23 protein-coding genes are annotated in these 26,861 nt (G+C 65.7%); 15 read left to right on the top strand and 8 right to left on the bottom strand.

The window, feature by feature from the left end; translation table 11 throughout:
* The first annotated feature begins 163 nt into the window (after window positions 1-163).
* Window positions 164-2,530, top strand: a complete 2,367-nt coding sequence (locus ACU0AG_RS09580; protein ID WP_482782049.1) for a TonB-dependent receptor — start codon at window positions 164-166, stop codon at window positions 2,528-2,530.
* Here the strand turns inward: ACU0AG_RS09580 and ACU0AG_RS09575 are convergent.
* From ACU0AG_RS09575 to ACU0AG_RS09565, 3 genes are read right to left on the bottom strand one after another with little or no spacing between them, the layout of a single operon-like run.
* Complete coding sequence (locus tag ACU0AG_RS09575; protein ID WP_482782048.1) at window positions 2,500-3,093, bottom strand: GDYXXLXY domain-containing protein; 594 nt, start codon at window positions 3,091-3,093, stop codon at window positions 2,500-2,502. The two genes, ACU0AG_RS09580 and ACU0AG_RS09575, sit on opposite strands and share 31 nt — an antisense overlap.
* Complete coding sequence (locus tag ACU0AG_RS09570; protein WP_482782047.1) at window positions 3,090-4,238, bottom strand: DUF2157 domain-containing protein; 1,149 nt, start codon at window positions 4,236-4,238, stop codon at window positions 3,090-3,092. The genes ACU0AG_RS09575 and ACU0AG_RS09570 overlap by 4 nt, the downstream gene beginning before the upstream one ends.
* Before the next feature lie 44 nt (window positions 4,239-4,282).
* Window positions 4,283-5,365, bottom strand: coding sequence for a substrate-binding domain-containing protein (locus ACU0AG_RS09565; RefSeq protein ID WP_482782046.1), 1,083 nt, complete (start codon window positions 5,363-5,365; stop codon window positions 4,283-4,285).
* Between the two features lie 189 nt (window positions 5,366-5,554).
* On the opposite strand from ACU0AG_RS09565, the gene ACU0AG_RS09560 reads away from it, so the two are divergent.
* Entirely contained in the window at window positions 5,555-7,294 is a 1,740-nt protein-coding gene (locus ACU0AG_RS09560) for a diguanylate cyclase (protein ID WP_482782045.1), read from the top strand.
* A 6-nt stretch (window positions 7,295-7,300) separates the two neighbouring features.
* Here the strand turns inward: ACU0AG_RS09560 and ACU0AG_RS09555 are convergent, their stop codons facing one another.
* Both ACU0AG_RS09555 and ACU0AG_RS09550 read right to left on the bottom strand, forming a co-directional pair.
* Window positions 7,301-7,696 carry an acyl-CoA thioesterase gene (locus ACU0AG_RS09555; protein ID WP_482782044.1) on the bottom strand — a complete coding sequence of 132 codons (396 nt, stop codon included), beginning with the start codon at window positions 7,694-7,696 and terminating at the stop codon, window positions 7,301-7,303.
* Window positions 7,697-7,782: 86 nt separating this feature from the next.
* Window positions 7,783-9,993 (bottom strand): S9 family peptidase, encoded by a 2,211-nt coding sequence (locus tag ACU0AG_RS09550; RefSeq protein WP_482782043.1) that lies wholly within the window; start codon window positions 9,991-9,993, stop codon window positions 7,783-7,785.
* 122 nt (window positions 9,994-10,115) lie between these two features.
* On the opposite strand from ACU0AG_RS09550, the gene ACU0AG_RS09545 reads away from it, so the two are divergent.
* The 3 genes from ACU0AG_RS09545 to ACU0AG_RS09535 all read left to right on the top strand — a co-directional run bounded on the left by ACU0AG_RS09545 (window position 10,116) and on the right by ACU0AG_RS09535 (window position 14,056).
* A complete protein-coding gene (locus ACU0AG_RS09545; protein ID WP_482782042.1) occupies window positions 10,116-11,924 on the top strand; it encodes an aminopeptidase P family protein in 1,809 nt (602 codons plus the stop codon).
* A gap of 452 nt (window positions 11,925-12,376) precedes the next feature.
* Complete coding sequence (locus ACU0AG_RS09540; protein WP_482782041.1) at window positions 12,377-13,204, top strand: hypothetical protein; 828 nt, start codon at window positions 12,377-12,379, stop codon at window positions 13,202-13,204.
* A gap of 465 nt (window positions 13,205-13,669) precedes the next feature.
* Entirely contained in the window at window positions 13,670-14,056 is a 387-nt protein-coding gene (locus ACU0AG_RS09535; RefSeq protein ID WP_482782040.1) for a VOC family protein, read from the top strand.
* 104 nt (window positions 14,057-14,160) lie between these two features.
* On the opposite strand, the gene ACU0AG_RS09530 is transcribed toward ACU0AG_RS09535, so the two are convergent.
* Window positions 14,161-15,747 (bottom strand): helicase HerA-like domain-containing protein, encoded by a 1,587-nt coding sequence (locus ACU0AG_RS09530; RefSeq protein WP_482782039.1) that lies wholly within the window; start codon window positions 15,745-15,747, stop codon window positions 14,161-14,163.
* A 99-nt stretch (window positions 15,748-15,846) separates the two neighbouring features.
* On the opposite strand from ACU0AG_RS09530, the gene pabB reads away from it, so the two are divergent.
* The 5 genes from pabB to ACU0AG_RS09505 all read left to right on the top strand — a co-directional run bounded on the left by pabB (window position 15,847) and on the right by ACU0AG_RS09505 (window position 19,965).
* Window positions 15,847-17,661, top strand: coding sequence for an aminodeoxychorismate synthase component I (gene pabB, locus ACU0AG_RS09525; protein WP_482782038.1), 1,815 nt, complete (start codon window positions 15,847-15,849; stop codon window positions 17,659-17,661).
* Between the two features lie 42 nt (window positions 17,662-17,703).
* Window positions 17,704-18,366, top strand: a complete 663-nt coding sequence (locus tag ACU0AG_RS09520; RefSeq protein ID WP_482782037.1) for an RluA family pseudouridine synthase — start codon at window positions 17,704-17,706, stop codon at window positions 18,364-18,366.
* Window positions 18,359-18,778 carry an alternative ribosome rescue aminoacyl-tRNA hydrolase ArfB gene (gene arfB, locus ACU0AG_RS09515; RefSeq protein ID WP_482782036.1) on the top strand — a complete coding sequence of 140 codons (420 nt, stop codon included), beginning with the start codon at window positions 18,359-18,361 and terminating at the stop codon, window positions 18,776-18,778. Before ACU0AG_RS09520 ends, arfB begins: the two co-directional genes overlap by 8 nt.
* Window positions 18,779-18,929: 151 nt before the next feature.
* Window positions 18,930-19,097, top strand: coding sequence for a 50S ribosomal protein L33 (gene rpmG / locus ACU0AG_RS09510; RefSeq protein ID WP_017664380.1), 168 nt, complete (start codon window positions 18,930-18,932; stop codon window positions 19,095-19,097).
* A gap of 187 nt (window positions 19,098-19,284) precedes the next feature.
* Window positions 19,285-19,965: a LolA family protein gene (locus ACU0AG_RS09505; protein ID WP_482782035.1), complete on the top strand. Its 681-nt coding sequence runs from the start codon at window positions 19,285-19,287 to the stop codon at window positions 19,963-19,965.
* A gap of 357 nt (window positions 19,966-20,322) precedes the next feature.
* Here ACU0AG_RS09505 and ACU0AG_RS09500 read toward each other — a convergent pair whose 3' ends face one another.
* A complete protein-coding gene (locus tag ACU0AG_RS09500; RefSeq protein WP_482782034.1) occupies window positions 20,323-21,732 on the bottom strand; it encodes an alkaline phosphatase in 1,410 nt (469 codons plus the stop codon).
* A gap of 98 nt (window positions 21,733-21,830) precedes the next feature.
* Here ACU0AG_RS09500 and ACU0AG_RS09495 point away from each other — a divergent pair, with 98 nt between their 5' ends.
* Together ACU0AG_RS09495 and ribA are read left to right on the top strand one after the other, a co-directional pair.
* Window positions 21,831-22,619, top strand: a complete 789-nt coding sequence (locus tag ACU0AG_RS09495) for an exodeoxyribonuclease III (protein ID WP_482782033.1) — start codon at window positions 21,831-21,833, stop codon at window positions 22,617-22,619.
* 44 nt (window positions 22,620-22,663) lie between these two features.
* Window positions 22,664-23,692, top strand: coding sequence for a GTP cyclohydrolase II (gene ribA, locus ACU0AG_RS09490; RefSeq protein ID WP_482782054.1), 1,029 nt, complete (start codon window positions 22,664-22,666; stop codon window positions 23,690-23,692).
* Window positions 23,693-23,944: 252 nt separating this feature from the next.
* On the opposite strand, the gene ACU0AG_RS09485 is transcribed toward ribA, so the two are convergent.
* A complete protein-coding gene (locus ACU0AG_RS09485; RefSeq protein WP_482782032.1) occupies window positions 23,945-24,967 on the bottom strand; it encodes a right-handed parallel beta-helix repeat-containing protein in 1,023 nt (340 codons plus the stop codon).
* 72 nt (window positions 24,968-25,039) lie between these two features.
* Between ACU0AG_RS09485 and ACU0AG_RS09480 the strand changes: the two genes are divergently transcribed.
* The 3 genes from ACU0AG_RS09480 to ACU0AG_RS09470 are packed head-to-tail and all read left to right on the top strand — an operon-like array spanning window position 25,040 to window position 26,809.
* Entirely contained in the window at window positions 25,040-25,321 is a 282-nt protein-coding gene (locus ACU0AG_RS09480; RefSeq protein ID WP_482782031.1) for a hypothetical protein, read from the top strand.
* A gap of 12 nt (window positions 25,322-25,333) precedes the next feature.
* Window positions 25,334-25,561 (top strand): hypothetical protein, encoded by a 228-nt coding sequence (locus tag ACU0AG_RS09475; protein WP_482782030.1) that lies wholly within the window; start codon window positions 25,334-25,336, stop codon window positions 25,559-25,561.
* Window positions 25,562-25,606: 45 nt separating this feature from the next.
* Window positions 25,607-26,809 (top strand): acyl-CoA dehydrogenase family protein, encoded by a 1,203-nt coding sequence (locus tag ACU0AG_RS09470; RefSeq protein WP_482782029.1) that lies wholly within the window; start codon window positions 25,607-25,609, stop codon window positions 26,807-26,809.
* Window positions 26,810-26,861: the final 52 nt, after the last annotated feature.

Raw genomic sequence — 26,861 nt, 5'->3', positions numbered from 1 at the left:
TCTGCATCGCGCGCCAGCGCGATCCAAAGCCGACCAGGTTACATTTCTGCAACGTCCCGAAACTGTAAATCGGGCGTAACGCGGGCTTCATCCAACCGTCGCTTCCCCGTCACCATCGCCTGTCACGGGCAGGGCCTCTCTCATGCAACAGGGAAGCCACAACATGACCCGCACCCCCTTCACCCGCGTCTCGCTGATCGCGCTGACCGCCACCCTCGCCGCCGCCCCGCAGGCCGCCTTTGCGCAGGACAACGCCGCGCCGGAAGACGATGGCGCCGCTTCGGGCAACCAGATCATCGTCACCGCGCAAAAGGTCGAACAGCGCCTGCAGGATGTGCCGATCACCATCTCCGCCACCAGCGGCGAGCGTATCCGCGAGCTGGGCGTGGGCGATCTTGACGAGCTGTCCTATTACACCCCCGGCCTGCTGATCCAGGAGCAGAGCGCCAACAACCCCGGCGTGGTGATCCGCGGCATCACCTCGGACTCCGGCTCGGCGCAGCAGGGCCCGCGGGTCACGCTCTATTACAACGGCGTCGATATCTCGCGTTCGCGCGGGTCCTATCAGGCGATCTACGATCTCGAGCGCGTCGAGGTGATCAAGGGCCCGCAAGCGACCCTGTTCGGCACCGCAAGCGCGGTGGGCGCGATCAGCCTCGTTTCGGCCAAGCCCCGCGAAGGCTTTTCGGGCGAAGTGCGCGGCGGTTACGGCAACTTCAACCAGACCCTGCTGGGCGGCTTCATCAATGCCGGTTCCGATGTGATCGCGGTGCGCCTCGCGGGCGAATGGCGCACGCGCGATGGCTATGTCGAAAACCTCAGCCCCAACCAGCGCGAAGACCTTTATGCACAAGACCAGCTGGGCCTGCGCGGATCGCTGCGCTTCACGCCGAGCGCGGATTTCACGCTCGATCTGGTCGCCACATATGACCAGCAGAGGAATGGCGGCACCCCGTTCATCTCGGCCCGTTTCCCCGCCTTTGCGGGCGCACCGGGCGGCCCGGCCAATGCCTTTGTCGATGCCAACCTTGGCGGCAATCCGGCAGGCGCGGCGGCGCTGGGCGACGATCAGCTGGGGCTGAACCGCGAGGTCTATGACCTCAACCTCACCGCCGATTACAGCTTCGGCGATGGCTGGAGCTTCACCACCGTCAACGGCTACCGCGAATTCGACAGCGCCGAGGTGTTCGACGCCGATGGATCGGCCGCGCCCTTCCTCGAATTCGCCGAAATCGCCGACGGCTGGCAGTTCAGCCATGAAGGCCGCTTCACCTATCAGGGCGCCAGCCTGCGGGCGAGCGCGGGGTGGAACGTGTTCATCGAAGATGGCCGCCAGAACGTGCCCTTCGCCACCGAGGAGGGCATCTTCCTCCAGTGCCTGACCACCCTGTTCGGCGCGCCGCTGATCCCCGGCATCCCCTGCGTCGCCCCCGATGGCAGCGTGCCTGCCGCCGCCGTGACCGGCCTTGCCACCGGCGGCGCGGCAACCGCGATCCCCTACACCTCGGTGTTCGAGAACCAGGGCCGCAACGAAGCCTATTCGGTCTTCGCCGATGTCACATGGATCGCCACCGATGCGCTGGAACTGACCGCGGGCGTCCGCTTCCTCAACGAATCGCGCCGTTCGGGCTTCTTCGCCGTGGTGCCCAACAGCACGCTCAGCCGCGCGCCGCTGATTGCGGGGCAGATCGACACCGCCGGGCAGACCTTCACCGCACAAAAGAGCTTCGATGCCTGGCTGCCGCGCTTCAACGCGCTCTACCGCATCAGCGATGATGTGAACGTGTTTGCGACCGTGTCCAAGGGCCGCCGCTCGCCGGTGGTGCAGGTCAATGCCGCCCGCGCAGGCGGCCAGCCGGTGCCGAACGTGCAGACCATCGCGGAAGAAACCGTGTGGAACTACGAAGGCGGCATCAAGCTGGCTTCGGGCCGCGTGTCGGGATCGGTCGGGGTCTATTACCAGATCTATGACGATTTCCAGGTCTCGGTCGCGCAGCTGGATGCCAATGGCAATCCGACCGGCGCCTTCGTCACCGCGAGCGCGGGCAAGGCTTCGAACCTCGGGGTCGAGGCGGAACTGGCGGTGGACGTGACCGACTGGCTCAACGTGTTCGGCAATTTCGGCTATATCGACGGCGGGATCGATCGTGACGGCGCGTTCTCGCCCGCCTTTTCGGGTGCGCGCTTCCGCCTTCAGCCGGAATGGCAGGCCTCGGCCGGGTTCACGGTGGACCATGAATTCGGTGACGGGATGCGCTTCTTCGCCACGCCCAGCATCACCCATCGCAGCCGGATCTTCTTCGAAGTGCCGAACAATCCGCTGATCAGCCAGAAGGCGGTGACGCTGGTGAACGCACGCTTCGGCCTCGGCTTTGGCGATGGCCGGTATGAGGTCGCAGGCTTCATCCGCAACGCCTTTGACGAGGACTATCTGCTCGATGCCGGCAACACCGGCGGGGCCTTCACCATCCCCACTTTCATCCCGGCCGAGCCGCGCTTCTACGGGGTGGAAGTGACCGCACGGTTCTGATCGGCTGACGGCGACATGATCGGGGGCGGGGGGCGCAAGTCCTCCGCCCCTTGAATTTGTGCGTCGCGCTCGGCGATTTCTTGCGGTGTCAGCGGGCGGAAGCGGATGGCGACGGGGGTAAAGCTGCCGTCATTGCGCTGGCGGATAGTGATAAACCCGCGCTGGTCCGCCTTGCGCAATTCCTGTTCGAGTTTCGCTGCGCGGTTCTGATCGACATACAGCCGCCCGCGGGTCAGCGCGTCCCAGCCGTAAACGCCGGTGGTGTCGGCCCGCACCGGATGGGCGCAGTCGGCGTCGGTCTCTTGCACGTCGACCCGCGCGATCAGGGGTGCCTCGCCTTCGAGGCAGAGGGTCTCGAGCCCATTGCCCGAGAACGCGCCAAGCCCCGGCCAGTCATAGCTGAATTCGACATAGTGCCCGCGCAGGATATCGCGCGGGTCATAGCCCTGGATCGGCACCTCCCATTCTGTGCCGGTGTGGTAGGTGCGGTCGCTCTGAAGCCACAGGGAGGCAAGGCCGGCAGCGGGCAGGATCACAGCGGCAAGTTTCGCAAGCCGGATCATGCCTCAGCCTCCGAGGGCGGCGCAAAGCGCTTCGACACCCGCACCGCGACCCATGCCACTCCAAGGATCATCAGCCCAGCAAGCATCAGCCCGAAGCCGCTCGTCAGCAGATCGGCGGCGAGTTCGAAGCTGAGGATGATGAGCCTCAGCGCGATTGCCGCGACAGCCAGCTGGAACACCCCGCGCCAGTGCGCGGCCAGCGCGGCGGCGGCGATGCCGGCCCACAGCGCCATGAACAGGAGCGCAGCGGGCACCGTCAGGTCATCCGCGCCATAGGCCAGCGGCAGCAGCAGCCCCGCGCCTGCAATGATCGCGCCGGCCATGCGCCCCGACATGCCGGGCCGTGCCAGCGCGGTGCCGAGCCCTGCCAGCACGCCGATTGCGCCCGCCAGCGCCAGTCCCGACGCATCCTGCGTCATCCCGCTGCCGACCAGTTCCCCCGCGCTCGCCACCGCAGCGGCAAAGGACGCCGCCGCCACGGCATAGGCGAGCGCCAGCTGCTCCAGCCGTCGCCAGAAATCGGGGCGGCTGCTGCGGGCGCGCATCCATGCGGCAAGCGGCGCGAACAGCACGGGCAAGGCGGCAACCGCGCCGAGCCACAGCACCATCGCGGTGCCCGGCTGCGGGCTGCCATAACCGGTGACGGAAAAGACATAGTCCCACACGCACCACACCATGCCGCCCAGCACCGCCAGCGCGGTCGGCCAGCTGCGCCCGCCAAGCAGCAGCAGCGGCGCGAACAGCGCCAGCCACACGGCAAGCGGCTGCCACAGCGGCGACGAGGTCTGGTAGACCTGCCCGAGATGCCCGAAAAAGGTGAGGCCCAGCGCAGCGGTGACGAACAGCAGCGCCTCGATGGCCCACGGCGATTTCGCCGCCAGCCGATCCTCGCGGGTGAACAGCAGCGCCAGCAGACCCGCAATCAGCGCCAGATGCACCGCAAGGCGCACCAGCCCGGGAATATACTCCCAGTTGGCAGCGATGACCGACACCAGCCCCAGCCCGATGGCGAGCGCGCCGATACCCCACACCGCCCACAACAGCAGCGGGCGGGCATGGGCAGCTTCGTAAGCGGTCAGACGGTCGCGGGTGGCCGCGTCGATCAGGCCGGCGTCATGCCATTCTGCGATCTTGCGCGCGCTCATGGCCGGCAGGCTAGCCCGCCATGATGCGCGCTGCAATCGGCAGATTACTTGGCGGCGAGATCGGCCTTGGTCAGCACCGGCAGTTCGGTGACCTTGGCGGCGTTGGCAGCCATCACGTCGGCCGGCATGGCAACCATCCCGATCTTGGCGAGCGGGCCGTCCTTGTTCCAGCTCTTGGCCCATTCGGCCACGAACCCGCCAAGGCCCGGAATGGCGCGCATATGCGCCTTCTTGATGTAGACATACAGCGGCCGCGCGCCCGGATAGGCGAAGCTGGCGATGTTGTCATAGGTCGGCTGCACGCCGTTCATCGGCAGGCCCTGCACCTTGTCGAGGTTTTCCTCGAGGTAGGAGAAGCCGAAGATGCCCACCGCCTTGGGGTTGCCGGTGATCTTCTGCACGATCAGGTTGTCCTGCTCGCCCTGATCGACATAGCCGCCATCGCTGCGCACCTCGGTGCAGATCTGCTTGAAGGCGTTCTCGTCGCTGTCCTTCAGCGCCTTCATCGCCGGATCGGTCTTGCAGCCCGCTTCCAGCACCAGTTCCTTCAGCGCATCGCGGGTGCCCGAGGTGCTAGGCGGGCCATAGACGAGGATCGGTTCGGCCGGCAGCGCGGGATCGACATCCTTCCAGGTCCTGGCGGTCTGTTCCTTGCCGAACGGCTTGGCGGCCAGCGCCTTGTAGATCGTTTCGGGCGACAGGTTGAGCATGATCCCGCCCTTGCCCGAAGCAAAGGCGATGCCGTCGAGGCCGACCTGCAGTTCGACCACTTCATCCACCCCGTTGGCCACGCAGGTGTCGAATTCGCTTTCCTTCATCCGGCGCGAGGCGTTGGCCATGTCGGGGGTGTTGGGGCCGAGACCCGAACAGAACAGGTTGATGCCATTGCCGGTGCCGGTGGATTCGATCAGCGGCGAACGGGCATCGGTGTTCGAACGGGCAAAGTTTTCCGCCACCAGCTTGGCGAAGGGATAGACGGTCGAGGAACCCACCGCATGCACCGAATTGCGGGTGCCGCCGCTGCCGCCGCCGGAATCGCAGGCAGCAAGGGCAAGGCTCGCCAGCGCGAGCGCGGCGCCGGTTTTGGCAAGGCCAGCTTTGGCAGGGGTCGTGATGCGATGTGACATGGCTGTTCCCGATGGTTGTGTTGTCGGCGCGCTAGGCCCGTTTCGTGACAGGAATATGACGCTCCGGCGACACGCTCTGGCGGATTGTGCCTGCAACTTCAACGCCCTCATTTGCCAGCAGATTTTCTCCGGATCGCAAGGGGACCGCCTTAACAGCATCGTAAGGGCTTTGATGGTAACCATCAGGTTATGGGACCACTGCGCCTGATTTTCCGGCTGTGCATGGCGGCGATGCTGCTGGCGATTTGCGTCGCCCGCCCCGCCGTGGCCGGAGAACGCGCCCTGCCGAGCTTTGCCCCGGCCTGCCACGCCGCCACCGCGCCCGATGTCACCGCGCAGGCGATGATGAACGGCCGCGAGGCGTGGATCTGCTCGCAGGCCGGATGGCGTTCGGGCGAGGCGACGGTGTGGCTGCGGTTCGATGCGGGAGACTGGCAAGGCCATGAATTGCCGCAAGAATTCTTCACCCGCATTGCCCGGTTCGAAAGCATCACCTTCACCGCGGTCGACCGCGACGGCACGATGCGCAGCACCCGCTTTGGCGAGGCCGATGCCCGCCCGATCGCGGCCGGCCCGGTGTTCGAACTGCCGCTGCCCGCGATCACCGCCGACACCGCAACGCTGCTGGTGCGGGTCGAAGGGCCGCATTCGGTGCCGCTGCTGACCGAGGCGCGGATCACCCATGATACCAGCCATGCCGAATGGCCATGGATCAACCCGGTGCTGCTCGCCTTCGTGATGGGCATGCTGATCCTGCCGCTCTTGTTCGACATCAGCTTCTTCCTCGTGCTGCGCGACCGCTTCGTGCTGCTTCATGCCGCGATGGTGGCAGCGATGATGACCTATGTGATGTCCGCAGGCGGGCTGGTTTCGACGCTGACCGCCGTGCCGGTTGCGGCGATGGCGGTGCTCGCGCCGCTGTCCTATGCCTTTGGCGGCGGGCTTTCGGCGCTGTTCCTGACCCACTTCCTAGAACGCGGCGCGCAATCGCGGACGATGCGACGCCTGACCACCGCGACCGGATGGTTCACGATCGCGGTGCCCGGCTTTTTCGCCCTGCAACTCGATGCGACCCAGCCGTTCGACGACTGGGCCTATTTCGTCACCTACCTCCCCTTCATCGCGGTGGTGACCGCCGCGCTGTTCGAGGCGCTGGTGCGCGGCAGCCGCTCGGCGCGGTTCATCGCGGTGGCGTGGGCGCCGATCATCATCGCCTCGGTCGAGCGCCTGCTGCGCGGGCTGGGCTGGCATGTCGCGCCGCAGGGGATGGACCAGCTGCTCTATATCGCGGTCGGGATCGAGGTGGTGGTGATCAGCCTCGCCATTTCCGACCGCTTCCTCGCGCTGCGCCACGAACGCGATGCGGCGCTGACAGAGGCGCGGATCCTCGAACAGATTTCGACCCGCGATTCGCTCACCGGCCTGATGAACCGGCGCGCCATCGAGGCGCGGTTCGACGAGTTGCTGGCGCAGGGCTTCGATACCTTCGCGCTGGTCGATCTCGACCGGTTCAAGGCGATCAACGATTTGCACGGCCATCAGGTCGGCGATGCCGCGCTGGTGGCCTGCGCCGATGCGATCCGCGCCGGCAGCGACCGCGATTCGATCGCGGTGCGGCTGGGCGGCGAGGAATTCGTGGTGCTGCTGCGCGGTGAACGCACGCTGGAACGGGCCGAGGCGCTGCGGCAGGCGATCCCGATGCGGATTGCCAAGGCCGTTCCGGGGCTTGACCTGCCGGTGACCGCCAGCATGGGCGTGATCGTGCTGGCCGATGCGAACCGCCACCAGATGGCGTTCAGCGAATTCTACGCCCGCGCCGATGCGCTGATGTACGAAGCCAAGGCATCGGGCCGCAACCGGCTCGCCTATGAACGGCTGACCGTGTTCGGCGAGGCCGCCGGACAGGCGCGGCGCCAGCGGGCGGGGTAAGCGCCGCTACGTTGCAAACGGCTCCAGCACTTCGGGCCGCACCCGCGCCAGCCGCCCCGTCGCCCTATCGAGCATCGCCCAAGTGGTGGCGGCGCTGACGAGACGTTTGCCGGAAGCGTCGGTGAACTCCACCCGCCGCAGCGACTTCGCCCCCTGCGCCGGGCCTTCGATCCATGTTGCGGCGGTGACGCTCTCGCCCTCGGCAACATTGCCGCGATAGTCGATCTCGTGGCGCACGACGACCCAGAAGAAGGCTTCGCGGTCCTCGGGCCGCGCGACCGCGTCCCAGTGGGCGGTGGCCATGTCCTGAATCCACTGCACCCATACGGTGTTGTTGACATGGCCGAGCTCGTCGATGTGCTGCGGCTCGGCGACGAAGGTGCGGGTGAAGGTGTTGGTCAAAACACAATCCGTTCGGTTCGAGCGAAGTCGAGAACCCTGCCGCCATGTGTCTCGACTTCGCTCGACACGAACGGGCTTGGGGGAACTTACTCCTTCGGTGCCATCCCCATCTGCCACAGGATGAAGGCGTATTCCTCCGCCGTCTCCCTGAGGCTGTTCCACCGCCCCGATTGCCCGCCGTGGCCGGCGCCCATGTTGGTCTTCATCAGCAGCAGGTTGTCGTCGGTCTTCAGCTCGCGCAGCTTGGCGACCCACTTGGCAGGCTCCCAATAGGTGACGCGGGGATCGTTGAGGCCCGCCGTCACCAGCATCGGCGGGTAGGCCTTCGCCGTCACCTGATCGTAGGGCGAATAGGACAGGATGTAGGCAAAGGCGGCCTTGTCGGTGATCGGGTTGCCCCATTCCTGCCACTCGCCCGGGGTGAGCGGCAGCTTCTCGTTGAGCATGGTGTTCAGCACATCGACGAAGGGCACATGCGCGACGATCGCGCCATATTGCGCGGGGTCCTGATTGATGATCGCCCCCATCAGCTCGCCGCCTGCCGAACCGCCGCTCGCGGTGACCATGCCCTCGGCAGTGTAGCCCTTGGCGATCAGGCCCCGGCCGGCATCGACGAAATCGTTGAAGGTGTTGGTCCGCTCGAACAGCTTGCCCTGCAGATACCAGCGCCGCCCGAGATCGTCCCCGCCGCGGATATGCGCGATGGCATAGGCAAAGCCGCGATCGACGAGGGAGAGCCGCGTGGTCGAAAAGCCCGGCGGCACGGCATAGCCATAGGCACCATAGGCATAGAGATGCAGTGGCCCCGGCCCTTCGATGCCTGCCTTCTTCAGGATCTCCGCCCGGTCCTTGCGCATCACGATGCTGACCGGCACCATCGTCCCGTCGCGCGCCTGAATGCTCAGGCGCTCGGTGGTGTAGAGGCTGGCGTCGTAACCGCTGGGGATTTCCTGCGTCTTCAGCGTCGTCAGCTTGCCGGTCTTCACGTCGTAATCGAACACCGTGCTGGGCGTGACCATCGACTGGTAGGCGAGCCGCAGCTTGGCCACATCATATTCGGGGTTGTTCGAAAGGCCCGCGGTGTAGCTGGCTTCGGGGAAGGTGATCGGCGTCACCTTGGCCGCATCGGCATACTGGCGCAGCTGGATCTGGTCGAGACCGTTCAGCCGCCCTTCGGTGACGAAGAAATCCTTGTAGAGATCGAAATCGGTCAGATAGAATTCGTCCGACCCGGCGATCACCGTCTGCCAGTCCCCCGGCGTCTCCAGCTTCGCCTTGGCCAGGCGGAAGTTGATGTGATCGTCGTTGGTCAGCACCCACAATTCGCCATCGCGCACGTCGACCGAATATTCGACGCCCTTCTGGCGCGGCTTGACGAGGATCGGGGTGGCGGTGGGGTTGGCGGCGGGCACAAGCCGCACCTCGCTGGTCTCGTTATCGCCGGTGGCGATGATCAGCCAGTCTTCCTGCGCGGTAAGGCCGGTGCCGACGCCGAAGGACTGGTCTTCCTCCTTGTAGAGCGTCACGTCCTGCTCGGCCGGGGTGCCGATCACGTGCAGCTTCGCTTCAAGCGTGCGCCATTCCTCGGTCGAGGGGCCGTAAACCAGCGCGGTGTCATTCGCCACCCAGGTCAGCCCGCCGCGCAGGTTGGTGATCACATCGGGCAGATGCTCGCCGGTCGCCAGATCCTTGATCCGCGCGGTGTAGCGTTCCGAACCGGTGGTGTCGGTCGAATAGGCCAGGAACCGCCCGTTCTGGCTGACCGATGCCGCGCCGAGGCTGAAATATTCGAGCCCCTTGGCGAGTTCGTTCTCGTCGATCAGCAGCTGCGGCTCGCCGCCTGCCGCGGGCTTGCGCCAGTGCTTGCGATACTGCGCGCCTTCCTCGAACTCGCTCCAGTAGATGTAATCGCCGTCCTTCTGCGGAACGGTGCTGTCGTCTTCCTTGATGCGGGCGCGCATTTCGGTGAACAGCGCCTCGGTGAAGGGCGCCTGGGCGGCCATCTTCGCTTCGAAATAGGCGTTTTCGGCCTTCACATGATCCAGCACATCCTTGTCATCCACGGTCGGGTAGGACTTGTCGTAGAGCCAGTCATAGGGGTCTTCGATGGTGATCCCGTGGTGGGTGTAGGAATGCGGGCGCTTTTGCGCGACGGGGGGCTTGATCTCGGACGGGGCGGCAGAAGCGGTGGTCACGCGGGCTTGTTCCTCGTTGGGGGCGGCAATCGCCGCAGCAGGGGCAAAGGTGGTGGCGGCCAGTGCTGTCGCAAGGGCCAGCGTGCTGATCGGGCGGGTCATAATCGGTTGTCCCTTCGAAATGCGTCCGGGTGGAAAGGCGCGGGCTTTGGGCCTATGCTGGCGGTTCTACTGACACATTCCTGCGCGGCAAGTGCCTGTGCAGAAAGCCGAGGATCGACGAAATGCTGATGCAAACCCATGAGGCCCGCCTTGCCGCCCTGCGCGAGGAGCTGAAGCGGCGGGGGCTGGACGGCTTCATCATCCCCATCAGCGATGAACACATGAGCGAATATGTCGGCGATTATGCCCAGCGCCTGCGCTGGCTGACCGGCTTTGGCGGGTCGGCAGGCTTCGCTGCGGTCACGCTGACCCACGCCGCGATCTTCGTCGACGGGCGCTACACCGTGCAGGTGCGCGAGCAGGTGGACGGGAACCTGTTCACTTACAAAAGCGTGCCGGCCGATACCCTCGCGGGCTGGCTGGCCGAAGTGTGCGAGGCGGGCGCAAAAATCGCCTATGATCCCTGGCTCCACACCTGGGCGTGGGTCGAGGCGCTGGAAAAGCAGGTCGGGCCGAAGGGCATCACCATGGTCCCGGCAGACGGCAATCCGCTCGACGCGGTGTGGGCCGATCAGCCCGCGCCCTCGCCCGCCGTCGCGATCGTCCATGATGATGCTCTGGCAGGCCGCTCCTCGGCGGACAAGCGCGCCGCCGTGGCCGACTGGCTGGCGAAGGAGGGCCATGATGCGGTGGTGATCCCCGCGCTCGATTCGATTGCATGGCTGCTCAACATCCGCGGCAGCGACGTGGCGCACACGCCGGTCGCCCTGTCCTATGTGATCGCGCACAAGGATGGCAGCGCGGAACTGTTCATCGCGCCGGAGAAGGTGACGCCGGAACTTGTGCGGCACCTCGGCAATGCGGTGACGGTGCGGGACCGCGCCGGTTTCGAAGCCGCGCTGACGGGCGAGCTTGCGGGCAAGAGCGTCGCGCTCGATCCCGATTTCGCGGTGGTCGGCATCGCGCAGGGCTTGCGGACGGGCGGGGCGCACTTCGTGTTCAAGCAGGACCCGACGATCCTTGCCAAGGCGATCAAGAACCCGGCCGAACAGCAGGGCCACCGCGATGCGCAGGCGCGTGACGGCGCGGCGGTGGTGCGCTTCCTGCGCTGGCTGGAAATCGAAGGGCCGAAAGGCACGGTGGACGAGCTTTCCGCCGCGGCGCAGCTTCAGGCCTTCCGCGAGCAGGACCCTGCCTTGCGCGATCTCAGCTTCGACACCATCTCGGCTGCCGCAGGCCACGCCGCGCTGCCGCATTACAAGGTGGACGAGGACAGCAATATCCCGATCCCGCCGGGTTCGATTTACCTCGTCGATTCGGGCGGGCAATATCCGGGCGGCACCACCGACATCACCCGCACCGTGTGGGTCGGCCCGGGTGAACCCTCGGCGGAAATGCGCGATCGCAACACCCGCGTGCTGAAAGGCCATATCCAGATCGACCGCGCCGTGTTCCCGCAAGGCACGGCAGGCGGCCAGCTCGATGTGCTGGCGCGGCAATATCTGTGGGAGGCGGGGGTCGATTATGCCCACGGCACCGGCCACGGGGTCGGCAGCTTCCTCGGCGTGCACGAAGGCCCGCAGCGCATCGCCAAGCCTTCAGGCGGGCAGGCCGGCACGGGGCAGGAACTGTTCGCCGGCATGATCCTCTCGAACGAGCCGGGCTATTACAAGCAGGGCCACTACGGCATCCGCATCGAAAATCTGGTGCTGGTGGAGGAACGGCAGATTGCCGGGCAGGAAGGCAAGTATCTCGGCTTCGAGACGCTGACCTTCGTGCCGCTGGATCGCAAGCTGATCGAGCGTGACCTGCTGACCGAAGGCGAGATCGCATGGGTCGATGCCTATCACGCCAAGGTCCGCGCCCTGCTCGCGCCGCGTCTGTCAGGCGAGGATCTGGCATGGCTGGAACGGGAAACGGCGCCGCTGTAGAGCGCCTTCCCAGCGGCGGGAATCTGTCAGCAGCGAGGAAAAGCCGCCGTGCCGCTTTCGACACCGTGCGGTGGCTCCTCCTATGGCCGCAAGTGGGGCTTGTTGCCGCCTTCGTCATCCCAGCGAAAGCTGGGACCTCGGGCCTGATTGTGCAGCGCTTGCCGCCTTAGGCCCCGGCTTCCGCTGGGGTGACGGGGAAGGCTGAATTCGAGTCGCTTTCGGAAGCGCGGGAATTTTCCAGCAGCCGGGGAAAGCCGCCATACGGCTATCAGGATGGAGCATTGGCCCCGCTCATGGCTGGTCGTGGGTGGTTAGCAGACATAGGACACTACAAAAGCGCGGACGAGGGTAATTGGCTTTGAGCGTGAGCGCCTTCTATCCGAGGGCTATTATACCGCAACGCTTGATGCAATAAAGCGCTGACGTAATCAGACATTGGAACATATCCGCTTATGATGATGGCCATATTCCTCACGGCTACGGTGACTTCCGGTACCGTTTCTCCAGTGTCTGACGAGAAACTTTGTGACGCCTTGAGGCAGAACATTACCACGCAAGCTTCAGCCTTGCCGCCCTTTAAACAAGCATATCGCAGCGGGACCCTGTCTAAGCTTCAAAAGGATGAGTTTGAGACCGCCGCCGAGTGGAGTGCACGGTTCCAGGAGGCGGTGAAGCCTTTAGTTGGGGCAGGAACTCTGGGGCACAGGGATTTAGTTTTCTTCTCAATACCCGTCTCTAGGACAGACTTGGAATACGATGCCGACAGAGAGTTCATGATGCTCCGACATAGAATTAGCACTTTTGGAGACAGTAAAGCTCGTATTTATCAAGAGAAAAATTATAAGCTCGAAAGTTCTGAAAGAGTCGTTGGAGGTTACCGAGCATCAAATGCTTTTGGTGTCAGCAAATATATTGAAAAAGTGGAGCAAATCGAATATAGTCTGCGCTTTTCAGCCTTTCACTTTAAGGATGCTCCGAAGGAATTCTACGTTCCAAGAAATTTCGCTTCATCGTTTAAGCAATCTATGAAGATTGGTGTTCTGGGCGGTTTTGCTCGGTCTGGAATCAAAGTTGAAAAGGCTTGGTTTGAACCTAGCCTAGAGGTCCCAAAAGATCGAAGCGTTACAACGGTCTCATTCTACGTCCAGCCAATCTGCATATACCTTTATGGAGATGATTATGTGGTAACCGATTGGTATCTCGACCTACCCAATATAAAAGGTATCGTTAAACCGGAGAAACGGCGCTTCAGCGACATGTTTCGGGACGGGCAACGCTGAATCGTATCCTTGCGTTAGCTATACGAACCATCTGAATTGTGTGGCGACCAATCTGGGGTCGCTTCCCGAATTGCAGGAACTTTTCATAAGTCAGGCAAAGCCGGCATGCCGCTTCCCGGGGCCACGCGGCGGCCACTTCTGTTGCCGATGATGGGTGGATTTCTGCCGCCCTCCCAACCGTCGCCCCGTGCTTGACACGGGGCTTGGCTTTTTTGTTTGCGCGCCCGCCTCCGCAGTCCGTCCTGCGGCGTGCCGGGGTCGCGCTTCTTGTGTGCTGCGCACCCTCCGGCGCGCAGTCCTCGCTGCGGTTTCGCGCGTGCAGCGCGAGCAGTTGCGGGCGGGCGGTCGCCCTTGCGCCCCGTCCTGCGGCGGGCCGGGGTCGCTTTTTGCGCCTGCTTGTGACACCGCCAATGTTCCTGTAATGTTCCCTCATTCGCGAGTCGCAATGAATGGGGAGGAACACGCATGATCGGTTACGTTACAGTCGGCACCAATGATCTGCCGCGTGCGGCGGCGTTCTATGATGCGCTGGCGGCGCATTTCGGGCTGGGGCGGATGATGGATACCGAAGCCTTCATCGCCTGGGGCGAATGGGGCGGCGGCGCGGGGATTGCCGCGACCTTGCCGTTCGATGGCAATGCCGCCACCGTCGGCAACGGCGTGATGGTCGCGCTGGAAGCCAAATCGCCCGAACAGGTCGATGCGATCCATGCCACGGCCATGGCCCATGGCGGAACCGACGAAGGCGCGCCCGGCCCGCGCGGGGATGACGGCTTCTACGCGGGCTATTTCCGCGATCCCGATGGCAACAAGCTCAATGCCTTCTGCATGGTGCCGCCAGCCGAGGGTTAGGCCGGTTTAGACCCCGCTTAGGTCCGTTTAGACCCCCTCTAGACCCTGTTTAGCCCTGCCATTGGCAATGTTTCACGTGAAACATTGCCAATGGCGAGACGGCCTCAGCGCATCAGCCCGCCGATCAGGTTGCGGACAAAGCGGCCCACGATCGGCCCGGCCAGATCGGTCGCGATCGACCCTGCGGCAGAGGTCACCCCCGATGCGATCGGATTGGCCTTGCTCTTCTTGCCGAGCACCTTGGACGCCGCGACCCCCGCTGCCCCGCCGAGGGCAACCTTGGCACCGTTCGAAATCGCCTTGCCCCAGATATTGGTGCTCTTGCGGGCGCGCTTGCCGACTTCCTCCTCGCCCGCTTCGGCGACTTCCTCGGCGGTGGCGGCGGCATCGGCGGCCTTGGCGGCAAGCACTTCCTCGGCGCTTTCGCGGTCCACGCGGGTGTCATACTTGCCTTCGACCGGGCTGATCGACTGGATGATCGCCCGCTCCTTGGGCGTCACCGGGCCAAGGCGCGAGCGCGGCGGCTTGATCAGGGTGCGCTCGACAATCGTGGGCGCCCCATCCAGATCGAGCGTCGAGACCAGCGCCTCGCCCACCTTAAGCTCGGTGATCGCGGTCGCCACATCCAGCTTCGGATTGATCCGGAACGTCTCGGACGCCGCCTTGATCGCGCGCTGGTCCCGCGGGGTGAAGGCGCGCAGCGCGTGCTGCACCCGGTTGCCCAGCTGGCCTGCGACCTTTTCGGGAATGTCGATCGGGTTCTGGGTGACGAAGAACACGCCCACGCCCTTCGAACGGATCAGGCGCACCACCTGTTCGATCTTGTCCTGCAGCGCATCGGGCGCATCGTCGAACAGCAGGTGCGCCTCGTCGAAGAAGAACACCAGCTTGGGCTTCTCCGGATCGCCCACTTCGGGCAGCGATTCGAACAGTTCGGCCAGCAGCCACAGCAGGAAGGTGGCGTAAAGCTTGGGGCTGCGCATCAGCGTGTCGGCAGCCAGCACGTTGATATAGCCGCGCCCCTGATCATCGACCTTCAGGAAATCATCGATCTCCAGCGCCGGTTCGCCGAAGAAATGCTCCGCGCCCTGCGCCTCGAACGAGAGCAGCTGCCGCTGGATCGAGCCGACCGAAGGCTTGGTGACATTGCCGTATTTGCCCGAAAGCTCCGCCGCATTCTCGTTCGCCCATTGCAGCAGCGCGGTGAGATCGCCGAGGTCGAGCAGCAGCAGGCCGTTTTCATCGGCATAGCGGAAGATGATCTGCAACACGCCTTCCTGCGTCTCGTTGAGATCGAGCAGGCGCGCCAGCAACAGCGGGCCCATTTCGGAAATCGTGGTGCGGATCGGGTGGCCCTGCTGGCCGAACAGGTCCCAGAAGATCACCGGATTATCGGAATAGGCATAATCGGTGATGCCGAGTTCCTTCGCCCGCGATTCGAGCTTTTCGGCGTGCTTGAAGGTGGGCGAACCGGCCATGGCGATGCCCGAAAGATCGCCCTTCACATCCGCCACGAACACCGGCACCCCGGCGCGCGAGAAGCTTTCGGCGATGCCCTGCAAGGTCACGGTCTTGCCGGTGCCGGTCGCGCCCGCGATCAGCCCGTGGCGGTTCGACCGGCTCAGCGCCAGTGCCTGCCGCGATCCGTCCGCCCCCAGTCCCAGATAGATATCGCCCGCCTGCTCGCCCATGTCTTGCGTCCCCTTTGAAGTCGTTGAAGCTGATGTGCAGGCGCGGGCGGCGGCGGTCAAGTTCTCGACTTGGCAGCGAATTGGGCTAAGGATCGCGCCATGGGTCAACCGCTGCCATTCGTCCTGCTCGATGATGCCCGCGCCGGAGAGGCGGGGGCCGATGCGCTGCTTTACGAGGCCCCGCGCGCGGTCTTCGCCGCGCACCGCCCGGCCGATGTTGCCGCCGTTCTGGACGCGGCAGAGGCAGCGCGGGTGGCGCAGGGCGGGTCGCTGGCGGGGTTCATCGCCTACGAGGCCGGGCTGGCGCTGGAGCCGAAGCTGGCTGCACACGCCGCCAGCCGTTCTGGCGCGGCGGGGCCGCTGGTGTGGCTCGGCCTGTTCGATGCGCCGCGCAGGATTGCCGCCGGCGATGTGGCGGCATTTCTGGCGGAGCGGGCGGAGGGCACCGGCACGCTCGGCCCGCTGGAGCCGCAGCTTTCCCCCGGCGGCTATGCGGCGGCGTTCGCGGCTTTGCGCGAGGCGATCCACGCGGGCGATATCTATCAGGCGAACCTCACCTATCCGCTCGCCGGATCCTATCGCGGCGATCCCGTCGGGCTCTATGCCGCGCTGCGTCCGGCGGCGCAGGCGGGCTATGGCGGACTGGTGTTCGACGGGTCGCACTGGCTTTTGAGCTTTTCGCCCGAACTGTTCGTGGCGCTCCACGGCGCGGAGGCGAAGGTCAAGCCGATGAAGGGCACGCGCCCGCGTGCCGCTTCCCCCGCGGCGGATCGCGCGGCGGTGGAGGAGCTTGCCACCTCGGTGAAAGACCGCGCCGAAAACCTGATGATCGTCGATCTGATGCGCAACGATCTGTCCCGCGTGGCCGAAGCGGGGAGCGTGGTGGTCGATGCGCCCTTCGCGGTCGAAAGCTACCCCACGGTGCACCAGATGGTCTCCACCGTGCGCGCGCGGCTCAGCCCCGGCAAGGGCGCGATGGATCTGGTGCGGGCGCTGTTCCCGTGCGGATCGATCACCGGCGCGCCCAAGATCAGGGCGATGGAACTGCTGACCGCGGTCGAACGCGATGCCCGCGGGGCCTATTGCGGGGCGATCGGGCGGATTGATCCGGACGGAAACGCCGCCTTCAGCGTCGCCATCCGCACCCTGCGCCTCACTCCGGTCGAAAACGGGCAGGGGTCGGCGGTGCTGGGCATCGGGTCGGCGATTGTCGCCGATAGCGAGCCGATGGCGGAACGGCGCGAATGCGAGGTCAAGGCAGGGTTCCTGCGCCGCGCCGCGCCCGGCCTCGCCGCGCCGCAATGCGATCTGATCGAGACCATGCGGTTCGAGCCCGACAGCGGCATCGCGCTGCTGGAAGGCCATCTGGCGCGGATGAAGGCAAGCGCCGCGACGCTCGGCTTTGCCTTCGATCGCCATGCGCTGCGCAACCAGATCCAGGCGCTGTGTTTCGAGCTGGATGCGCCCGCCAGGGTGCGGCTGATGGTATCGCGCAGCGGGGCGAGTGCGCTGGAAACCGGCCCGCTGCCGGCTGCTCTGGCCGAACCGGTGACAGTCGCCGCGCTCCCCCACCCGCTCGATGCGTCGGACTGGCGGCTGGCGCACAAGACCTCCGACCGCGGCTTTTACGAGGACGCGCTGGCAGCCGCGCGCGGTTTCGGCGCTGGCGAGGCGGTGCTGGTGCGCGCCGATGGTCTTGTCACCGAAGGCAGCTGGACCAGCGTTTTTGTCGAGGGGCCGGACGGCGTGCTGCTGACCCCTCCCGTCAACCTTGGCCTGCTGCCCGGCGTGCTGCGCGCGCACCTGATCGCCGAAGGCAAGGCGCGCGAGGCGGCGCTCACGCTCGATGACCTTGCGGGCGGCTTCCTGATCGGCAACGCCCTGCGCGGGCTGATGCGGGCCGTGCTGGTCTGACGCAGGCTTCGACAAGTCAGGCCCGAGCGGGTAACGGGGCGCATGACCGACATAAAAATCCTCTACGAAGACGGCGAAGCGCTGGTGATCGACAAGCCTTCAGGCATGGCGGTGGACCGTCCGCGCAAGGGCGGAATCTGCCTTGATGACCATCTCGACCGGCTGAAGCTGGGCTTCCAGCGCGCGCCCGTGGCGGTGCACCGGCTGGATACCGATACCTCGGGCTGCCTGCTGCTGGCGCGCAACCCCAAGGCGCTGGCGCGGTTCAACAAATCCTTCGAGGACCGGCTGGTGGGCAAGACCTATCTCGCGATCCTTGCAGGCCACCCGCCGGGCACCGAAGGCACGATCGAACTGGCCCTGTCGAAGATCAGCTCGGCGGAAAAGGGCTGGCGGATGATCCCGGCGAAGAAGGGCAAGCCCGCGGTGTCGCACTGGGAACTGGTGCAGGAACTGGGGCCGCACAGCCTGATCCGCTTCCGCCCTGAAACCGGCCGGACGCACCAGCTGCGGGTCCACGCCCTGAAGGGTCTGGGCGCACCGCTGCTGGGCGATCCGGTTTATGGCGCGGGCAATGCGCCGGGTGCGAGGCGCACGATGCTCCACGCCGAAAGCCTGACTGTCACCCGCCCCGGCAAGACCGCGATCGAGGCCCGTGCGCCCCTGCCGGCGGACTTCCTCGCGCTGGGGGCGCAGGATGGATGATGAACCCCTGACCGACCGCGCCCTGCGACTGGCGAGCGAAAGCTTCCTCGCCGGATCGGGGCCGGGCGGGCAGAACGCCAACAAGGTCGCCACCGAGGTGGAACTGCGCGTCAATATCTACGCGCTGCGCCTTGCCCCGCAGGTGTTTGCGCGGCTGCGCGAACTGGCGGGATCGAAGCTGGCCGGGAACGGCGATCTGATCATCACCTCCAGGGCGCACCGTACGCAGGACGCCAACCGGCAGGATGCCCGCGCCAAGCTGACAGCGCTGCTGGAGGAGGCCCAGACCCGGCCCAAGCCCCGCGCCAGAACCCGCCTCAACCGCGTCGGCAAGACCGAGCGGCTGAAGGTCAAGAAGGTGCGTGGCGCGGTGAAGGCCAATCGCGGCAAGCCCCGCGCCGGGGACTGGTAAGCCACCCCGCCACACTCCTTGACTTTTCCCCGTGAATCGGCGAGAGGCCGCACCGTGTGCGGTGTGCCGGGCCTTCCGGGTGCACCGCGTTTGCTTTTTTGACGCCCGCTGCGATCCGTCTTGTGGGCCAATCGTTTGACAGGAACCCGCCATGGCGAAGCCCACCACCGTCAAGATCCGCCTCGTTTCGAGCGAGGGCACCGGCTTCTTCTACGTGACCAAGAAGAACCCGCGCAACATCACCGAAAAGATGAGCTTCCGGAAGTATGATCCGGTGGCGCGCAAGCACGTCGAATTCAAGGAAGCCAAGATCAAGTAATACCAAAAGGCTATGAGCTCCGCTCATCGCCTTTTGGTTAAGCCCGTGCGGCGCCTGAGCATTTCCAGCGCGTGATGCGTCAGCATCTTAGCGCGCTGGTGTTAGATATGCTCCGCGCGCCTGCGGCACCGGTCGCGGGCGCGATAATTCATCGACAGTTCAAGCCCGCGGCCCTAACCGGCGTGGCATGAAACAGCTTCACACTCCCGTTCGCACGGCAATCCTCGGCCTTGGTGCCGGGGTTTTCGCCTTGGGCCTTGCGCCCGTGGCCACCACTGCGCTGACCGCGCCGGTTGCCGCCCAGAGCGCATCCCAGTCCGCCAGCGATCTCGACCGCGTGGTCACCGCGCTGCGCGACATCGGCACGATGAAGGCCGATTTCACCCAGACCGACCGGCAGGGCAACACCATGCGCGGGGTGATGACCCTGAAGCGCCCCGGCAAGATCCGCTTCGATTACGGCAAGGATGCCGATTTCCTCGTCATCTCGAACGGCAAATCGCTCTACATGATCGATTACGAGGTCCGGCAGGTCGAACGCTGGCCGATCGGCAATTCGCCGCTGGGCGCGCTGTTCGATCCGCAGAAGGATGTGAAGCGCTTCGGCAAGATGGTGCCGACCGGCAATCCCGATGTGTTCAGTGTCGAGGTGCGCGATCCGAAGAAGCCCGAATTCGGGATGATCAACCTGATCTTCGTGCGCAATGCTTCGGCCCCCGGCGGGTTGATGCTGACCCACTGGGTCGCGCTCGATGCGCAGAACAACCGCACCCGCGTGCAGCTGTCAAACCAGCGCTATGGCGTGGCGGTGGCCGATTCCACCTTTACATTCAAGGACCCGCGCCGCTCGGCCCGTCGCCCCGGATAGGGCGGACATCGACGAACGGTTGTATGGAAACGACAAAATTTCGTCCGCGTTCATGTGAATGAAAGGCTCCAACGGCTAATCATTCTCAACAAGGCGGGCCGAAGGGAGGTTTCCCCCCTGTTGCCCACCCTTCCACAAGGGCCTGCCTTGTAACAAGCGTGACGAACGCTCCATGGAACCCTCGACCCACCGCCCCCGGGTCGAGGGTTTTTGTTTGGAGGGAATTGAGAATGGTTGGCTGTATCGGTCGCGCAGCGACCGCAAGGCCGACCGGCCGCCGCGCCTTGTGGCGCGGAAGCCAAGCGGGCCGGATGGCCCGCGCCCGGCGCTTGAGGGTCTAAACAAAAAACTCCGCTCTTACTTCTTCCAGCCGAACGCTTTGCGGATGATGTCGTTGACGAGGTTCTGCTCGATCACCCCGCGGGCGCGGCTTGCGCCGGGGCCGGTGGCGAACAGGGCGACATCCTCGCCGCCGTGGGTCTCGCTGCCCAGCGGCACCAGCGCCTGCTGGCGGGCGTTGATCCCGGTCTGGGGCATCGGGCGGCCATGATCGTGATCATCCCCGTCGCCAGCGCGAATCCCGCCCGGCCCGTTGGCATAGCCGAGCGTGGTATAGGGCTTGCCGTCCGCCGCCAGCAGCGGCGAAGTGCCGTCGCCGCCATCCTCGCCATTGCCCTTGGGCGGCACCACCAGCCCGAGAATGTCGTTCCCGCGCTGCGGATAGCCCGCGATGGTGAACACGTGGCTGTGATCGGCAGTGACCATGATCAGCGTTTCGGCGGGATCGGTGTTGTCGACCGCATATTGCACGGCGCGGGCGAACTCGACCGCTTCCTCCAGCGCGAAGCCCGCCTGGCCTGCGTGGTGGGCATGATCGATCCGCCCGCCTTCGACCATCAGGTAGAAGCCGTCGGGATCGGTCTTGAGCCGCGCAATCGCCTGCGCGGTCATGTCGGTCAGGGTCGGTTCGGGTGAATCCTCGCGGCGTTCGGCCATGAAGGCAAGGTGGCTGGGGCTGAACAGGCCGAGCACCGGCTTGTCCAGCGGCGCGGCGGCAAGTTCGGCTGCGGTTTTCACCACCACGCCGCCGTTCTTCGCCGCCCAGGCCGCGGGCAGATCGGCGGCAGGATCGCCGCGCCGCCCGCCCTTTTCCTTGCCATAGAACATCGCCGTGCCCCCGCCGAGCGCGACGTCGAATGCGCCTTCGGCAAACTGCAGCGCGATGTCGCGGCACCCGTCGCCGCGCTGGTCGGCGGGGATGTTGGTGTCGCTTTCCCAGTCGCGGTCGGCCGAGCGGGTGATGACGCTCGCCGGGGTCGCGTGGGTGATCCGGGTGGTGGTGACGATGCCGAGCGCCAGCCCGCGATCCTTCACTTCCTCGCCCAGCAGCGGCAGCGGGTGTTCAAGCGCGTCCTTGCACACGCCCTTTTCCGCATCCGGCCCGATGCCGAGCACGCCGATGCGGGTCTTCACGCCCGAATGGATCGCGGTGGCCGTGCCTGCGCTATCGGGCACCTGCGCATTGGTGTTGTAGGTCTTGACCAGCGCCACATGCTCGAATTTTTCGAAGCTGAGGCTGTTTTCCTCCCCCGTTTCCCCGCGCTTTTGCGCTTCGTAGATGCGCGCTGCGGTGATGGTGGAAATGCCCATGCCGTCGCCGATGAACAGGATCACGTTCTTCGCGCGCGGTTCTTTCGGCGCGTCACCGGCAAAGGCGGGGACGGCGGCGGTGGTCAGCAGCAGGGCGGCGAGGATGGTGCGGGTCATGGGCAAGCTCCGAAAAGGTTGCCTCGCCGTATCGCGGCGGGATGCGACAATAAAGTGAAAGCTGGAAAACTGCCCCACACCCCCCTAAGTCCGCCCCCATGCTGTCTGTCGCCACCTGGAACATCAATTCGGCCCGCCTGCGCGTGGGCCTGATCGAAAAGCTGCTTACCGAAGCCGCGCCCGACATCCTGTGCCTGCAGGAAATCAAGTGCGAGAGCCACCTGTTCCCCGCCGAGGCGCTGGCGGCGCTGGGCTACACCCATCAGGCGGTGAGCGGGCAGAAGGGCTATCACGGCGTCGCCACGGTTGCCCGCGTCCCGATCCGCGAGGTCACCCGTCACGACTGGCAGGCGAATGGCGAGGCGCGGCACATCGGGGTCGAGGTGCTGGGGCGGGGTCTGGTGATCGAGAACGTCTATGTCCCGGCGGGCGGTGATGTTGCGGACCGCGAGGTGAACCCCAAATTCGGCCAGAAGCTCGATTTTCTCGAGCGGATGACGCGCTGGGCCGACACGCTTGACCGGCCCACGCTGATCGTCGGCGATTTCAACATTGCCCCATTGGAAAGCGACGTGTGGAGCCACAAGCAGCTCCTGAAGGTCGTCAGCCATACGCCGATCGAGGTCGAGACGCTGGGTCGGTTTCAGGACGCGCACGGCTGGGTCGATCTCGGCCGCCAGCACATTCCCGCGCCGCAGCGCTATTATTCGTGGTGGAGCTATCGCAATCCCGGCTGGCAGGAGAACGACAAGGGCCGCCGCCTCGATCACATGTGGGCCTCGCCCGCGGTCGCCGCGCAGTCGCGCGCGCACCGCGTGCTGGAGGATGCGCGCGCGTGGGAGCAGCCGTCGGATCACGTGCCGCTGATCACGGAGTTCGACCTCTGACACCCCCACCCGCCCCGTCGCCTGAACGCCGCGCCGCGCAGGCGGTGGATGCGCTGCGCCACGGCTGGCCGGTGGCGTTTGCGGGCGGGCCGGTTCTGCTGCCGGTCGAGACTGCCATCGCACAGGGGGCCTCCGCCCCGCGCATGCTGATCTCCGCCGCGCGCGCCGCGACGCTCAAACTCGCCAACCAGCGCGAGGCGGCGGTCCCGCACGCGCCGGTGCTGATTGCCGGGGGCGAGGACTTCACCCTGCGCGATGCCCTGCCGGTGGCCGATCCTGCCCTGGACCTTGGCAACCCGCTGAAAGGCCCGTTCAGGGCGGTCACGCTCGACTGGGCCGAAACCGCCGCCGCCGCGCTGGAACTGGCGCGGATTGCGGGGATATTGCCCGCCTTCCTCGTCGATCCGGTGGATGCGGGCGAGGCGGTGCCGGTCGCGCCAAGCGATCTCGCCGCCTATGCCGATGCCGGGCACTTGCGCATCGTCACCCGCGCCCGCCTGCCGGTTTCGGCCGCAGAGGATGCCGAGATCGTCGCCTTCCGCTCTGCCGCCGATCTGCGCGAGCACGTCGCGCTCATCATCGGCCGGCAATCGGGCGACCGCCTGCCGCTGGTGCGGCTCCATTCGGAGTGCCTGACGGGCGACATCCTCGGCAGCCTCAAGTGCGACTGCGGCCCGCAACTCGACGCCGCGCTCCATGCGATGGCGCATGAGGCGAAGGACTCAGGCGGATGGGGCGTGCTCCTGTATATGCGGCAGGAAGGGCGCGGGATCGGCCTCGTCAACAAGCTGCGCGCCTACCGCCTTCAGGATCAGGGCTTCGACACGGTCGAGGCCAACCAGCGCCTCGGCCTGCCCGACGAAGCGCGCGATTTTCCGGTGGCGGCGCGGATGCTGGAACTGCTGGGCGCGCGCACGATCCGGCTGCTGACCAACAATCCGGCGAAGGTCACCGCACTATCGGCGGCAGGCATCACGATCAGCGAGCGGGTGCCGCACCAGCTCCCCGAAAACCCGCACAACGCCCGCTATCTGGCGACCAAGCGCGACCGGTCGGGGCATCTGCTGATCTGAAGACGGTCGCGTGATCCGGCAGGCCGTGAACCGGTGGATGGTTGCGTCCGGTTTGCACACTCCCGGCCTGCAAGCGGACATTCTGGAAGCAAGCCCATATCAGCCAAAATCGTCACCCCAGCGAAAGCTGGGGCCTTGGGCGGCAAGCGCTGCACAATGGGGCCCCGGGTCCCAGCTTTCGCTGGGATGACGACAGGGCAACAATCGCCCACCTCCCGCCATTAACACGGCGCCCCCCGCCTTCCGCGCCGCCTAACGCTGCTCGTACTGCTTTAGCCCCGCTGCCAGACGATTGCCCTGCATCACGATGCGAGATCCCGTCCAGTCGGCGAAAAAGGTGGTCTGGCGGTTGAGGCCGGGGACGAAGCGGGCTTCGTTGTTCACCACCTGCAGGCCGTCCGAGGGGTGCAGCAGGTCTTCCGCCCCCAGCGCGATGAAGGCCGAGTAATTCTCCTTGTCGCGCCCCTGCACGAACCAGTTGTCGGCGATCCGGCCCACGCTGCCTGCGGGCAGATCGATCATGTAATTGGTGCCGCGCCCGTTCGCATCGTCGAAGCTGTTGCCTTCGATCACCACTTCGGTCGCACGCGCCTTGACGTAATGGCCGCCGGTGCCGCGTTCGAAGCGGCTTTCGCGCACCGTGAACGAGCCGTAATCGCCGATATAGAGCGAATGGGCGCAGCCCGCGTCGTTCTCGCAGGTGCCAAGGCCGGTGAAGGTCGAACGGGTGATGTAGATGCGCCCATTGGGGTCATTGCCGGTAAGGATGCCCTGCTGGCTGTCCTCGAACCGCGCATAGGCGACGTTCAGCGCCCCCTGTTCCAGCCGGATGCCGGCGCCGTTGCCATCGGCCACGCGCAGGTTGCTGAAGGTCAGCCCGCGCACTTCCGCGCCGGTGCCGCGCAGCACCAGCGCCGCCTTGCCCTCGCACGAACGGCCCGCAAAGGTGACGCTGCCGGGTTCTGCGGCTTCGTAGATGATGACGCCCTGTTCCTGCACCGCGCACTGGCGGTAGAGGCCCGGCGCGATGCGGATCGTGGCGCGGGCATTGCCGACGGCATTCACCGCTTCCTGCAAGGTCGCAAAGCTGCGCCCGTTTTCGACGATGGTGAAGGCTCCCGGCACCGGCTGGGCCTTGAGGGTCACAGCAGGCAAGGCCAGTGCGGCAGCCATGGCAAAAACGGCGGTGCGGGAGAGCGGAGCGGTATGGGTCATGGGCGCGATACTATCACGCGCGGTGCCCGCTGCCATGCGCTCCGGCAGGGGTGTGCCCATTTGGCACTTGGCGTTGGCGGGGTTGCATGGCTAAACCCCCGCAACCACGCCATCGACGAGAGGAGAACCCCGATGCGCAAGTCTGCCACTCTTGCCGCCCTGACCGCCGCCACGCTGGCGCTTGCCGCCTGCGGCAGTGCCGATGACGCCTCGACCGAAGCGAGCGCCGACACGGTCGAAATGCCCGCTGACGAGGCGCTGGCTCCGGTCACCGAAGAACCCGTGGCTGATCCCGCCGCGACCGCAACCGATGCTCCGGCCACCGATGCCGAAGCCGAGGCCACTGCCGAAAAGGCCGCCGATGCGGCTGCCGATGTCGCCGCCGAGGCCGCTGCCGCAGCGGCAGAGCAGTAAGGCTTGCCCGCCATGCGCCTGCTGATCGCCGCCGGACTTGCTGGCTTGCTTGCCGCATGCGGCAGCCAGGGCGCCAGCGCGCCCGGCGGGGTCAGCGAGGGCGAGGCCAAGGCGCTGGAGGAGGCGGCGGAAATGCTCGAAGAGCGCCGCCTGCCGCCCGAAGCCCTGCCGCCCGAAGCCGCCGAGGGCGCGGTGCCTGAAGAAATGACAGGCGACACCGCCGCTGACGCCAGCCAATAGCCGCGCGTCGACGCAGCGGCTTCCAGCACCAAGGATCCTGATGCCATGAATGCCCCCGCCACCATCTCCAGCGCCTCCACTCCGGGCATGGACGAGGACGTGTTCGAACAGTTTGCCGAACAGCTCACCCGCTATGTCCGCGAACGGCTGATCCCCGCCGAAGCGCAGGTGATCGCCGAAGACCGCGTGCCCGACGATATTCTCAAGGAAATGCGCGAGATGGGCCTGTTCGGCCTGACCGTGCCGGAAGAATATGGCGGCGCGGGGCTGAACCTGACGCAATATGCCCGCGTGGTGAACATCATGGCCTATGCCGCGCCCGCCTACCGTTCGATCTTCTCGATCAACGTCGGGATGTTTGCCAGCGCGCTGAAGAACGGCGCTACCGAGGCGCAAAAGGCCGAATGGTATCCGAAGATCGCCGAAGGCCGGATCGCCTGTTTCGGCCTGACCGAGCCGGGTTCGGGCAGCGACAGCGCGGGATTGCAGACCACCGCCGTGCCCGATCCCGACGGCAACGGCTGGATCCTCAACGGCACCAAGCGCTACATCACCAACGCCCCCCACGCCGATGTCGCGCTGATCATGGCGCGCACCAACAAGGAAGCCCTGCCCAAGAACGCGCATGTCAGCGCCTTTCTGGTGCCGATGGACACGCCCGGTGTCTCGCGCGGCTCGCCCGACCGCAAGATGGGGCAATCCGGCTCGCATATCTCCGACATCATGCTCGATGATGTGCGCGTGCCGGGCGATGCGCTGCTCGGCGGGGAGACCGGCAAGGGCTTTGTCTTTGCGATGAAGAGCCTCGACAATGGCCGCATTTCGGTGGGCGCGGCAGCGACCGGCTATGCCCGCCGGGCGCTGGACAGCGCGCTGCGTTACGCCAATGAACGCAAGGCCTTTGGCGAACCGATCGCGAACTTCCAGCTGATCCAGCAGATGCTCGCCGACAGCGAGATCGAGATCTACGCCGCCGAAGCGATGATGGCCGATGTCACTGCCCGCGCCGATCGCGGCGAGAACATCCTCGTTAAGGCCGCCGCCTTCAAGGTCTTCGCCAGCGAGATGTGCGGCCGCGTGGTCGATCGCGTGGTGCAGGTCTATGGCGGCGCGGGCTACCTTGCCGAATACGATGCCGAGCGGTTCTTTCGCGATGCCCGCATCTACCGCATCTACGAAGGCACGACCCAGATCCTCCAGCTCCAGATCGCCAAGCACATGCTGCGCGAGTGGAGGGAATTGAATTAAGGGAGAGCAGCGCCCACCCCGCTGCGACGAGCCAGCAGGCTGGCAAGTCTCG

The sequence above is a fragment of the Erythrobacter sp. RANMB8 genome (assembly GCF_056848235.1).
The sequence above is the reverse complement of the archived record's forward strand: the minus strand, read 5'-3'. Positions and strand labels throughout refer to the sequence as shown.

Bases quoted from the DNA above. Each gene is read 5' to 3' on its own strand.
- ACU0AG_RS09530 (WP_482782039.1), bottom strand. From the start codon at position 15,747: ATGGGCGAGCAGGCGGGCGATATCTATCTGGGACTGGGGGCGGACGGA.
- ACU0AG_RS09470 (WP_482782029.1), top strand. From the start codon at position 25,607: ATGAATGCCCCCGCCACCATCTCCAGCGCCTCCACTCCGGGCATGGAC.
- ACU0AG_RS09500 (WP_482782034.1), bottom strand. From the start codon at position 21,732: ATGACCCGCACCATCCTCGCCGCCCTGCTGCTGACCACCGCCGCCGTC.
- ACU0AG_RS09570 (WP_482782047.1), bottom strand. From the start codon at position 4,238: ATGAGCGCGCGCAAGATCGCAGAATGGCATGACGCCGGCCTGATCGAC.
- ACU0AG_RS09565 (WP_482782046.1), bottom strand. From the start codon at position 5,365: ATGTCACATCGCATCACGACCCCTGCCAAAGCTGGCCTTGCCAAAACC.
- pabB (WP_482782038.1), top strand. From the start codon at position 15,847: ATGGGTCAACCGCTGCCATTCGTCCTGCTCGATGATGCCCGCGCCGGA.
- ACU0AG_RS09575 (WP_482782048.1), bottom strand. From the start codon at position 3,093: ATGATCCGGCTTGCGAAACTTGCCGCTGTGATCCTGCCCGCTGCCGGC.
- ACU0AG_RS09580 (WP_482782049.1), top strand. From the start codon at position 164: ATGACCCGCACCCCCTTCACCCGCGTCTCGCTGATCGCGCTGACCGCC.
- rpmG (WP_017664380.1), top strand. From the start codon at position 18,930: ATGGCGAAGCCCACCACCGTCAAGATCCGCCTCGTTTCGAGCGAGGGC.
- ACU0AG_RS09550 (WP_482782043.1), bottom strand. From the start codon at position 9,993: ATGACCCGCCCGATCAGCACGCTGGCCCTTGCGACAGCACTGGCCGCC.
- ACU0AG_RS09545 (WP_482782042.1), top strand. From the start codon at position 10,116: ATGCTGATGCAAACCCATGAGGCCCGCCTTGCCGCCCTGCGCGAGGAG.
- ACU0AG_RS09475 (WP_482782030.1), top strand. From the start codon at position 25,334: ATGCGCCTGCTGATCGCCGCCGGACTTGCTGGCTTGCTTGCCGCATGC.
- ACU0AG_RS09485 (WP_482782032.1), bottom strand. From the start codon at position 24,967: ATGGGCACACCCCTGCCGGAGCGCATGGCAGCGGGCACCGCGCGTGAT.
- ACU0AG_RS09540 (WP_482782041.1), top strand. From the start codon at position 12,377: ATGATGATGGCCATATTCCTCACGGCTACGGTGACTTCCGGTACCGTT.
- ACU0AG_RS09520 (WP_482782037.1), top strand. From the start codon at position 17,704: ATGACCGACATAAAAATCCTCTACGAAGACGGCGAAGCGCTGGTGATC.
- arfB (WP_482782036.1), top strand. From the start codon at position 18,359: ATGGATGATGAACCCCTGACCGACCGCGCCCTGCGACTGGCGAGCGAA.
- ACU0AG_RS09480 (WP_482782031.1), top strand. From the start codon at position 25,040: ATGCGCAAGTCTGCCACTCTTGCCGCCCTGACCGCCGCCACGCTGGCG.
- ACU0AG_RS09535 (WP_482782040.1), top strand. From the start codon at position 13,670: ATGATCGGTTACGTTACAGTCGGCACCAATGATCTGCCGCGTGCGGCG.
- ACU0AG_RS09505 (WP_482782035.1), top strand. From the start codon at position 19,285: ATGAAACAGCTTCACACTCCCGTTCGCACGGCAATCCTCGGCCTTGGT.
- ACU0AG_RS09495 (WP_482782033.1), top strand. From the start codon at position 21,831: ATGCTGTCTGTCGCCACCTGGAACATCAATTCGGCCCGCCTGCGCGTG.
- ACU0AG_RS09560 (WP_482782045.1), top strand. From the start codon at position 5,555: ATGGGACCACTGCGCCTGATTTTCCGGCTGTGCATGGCGGCGATGCTG.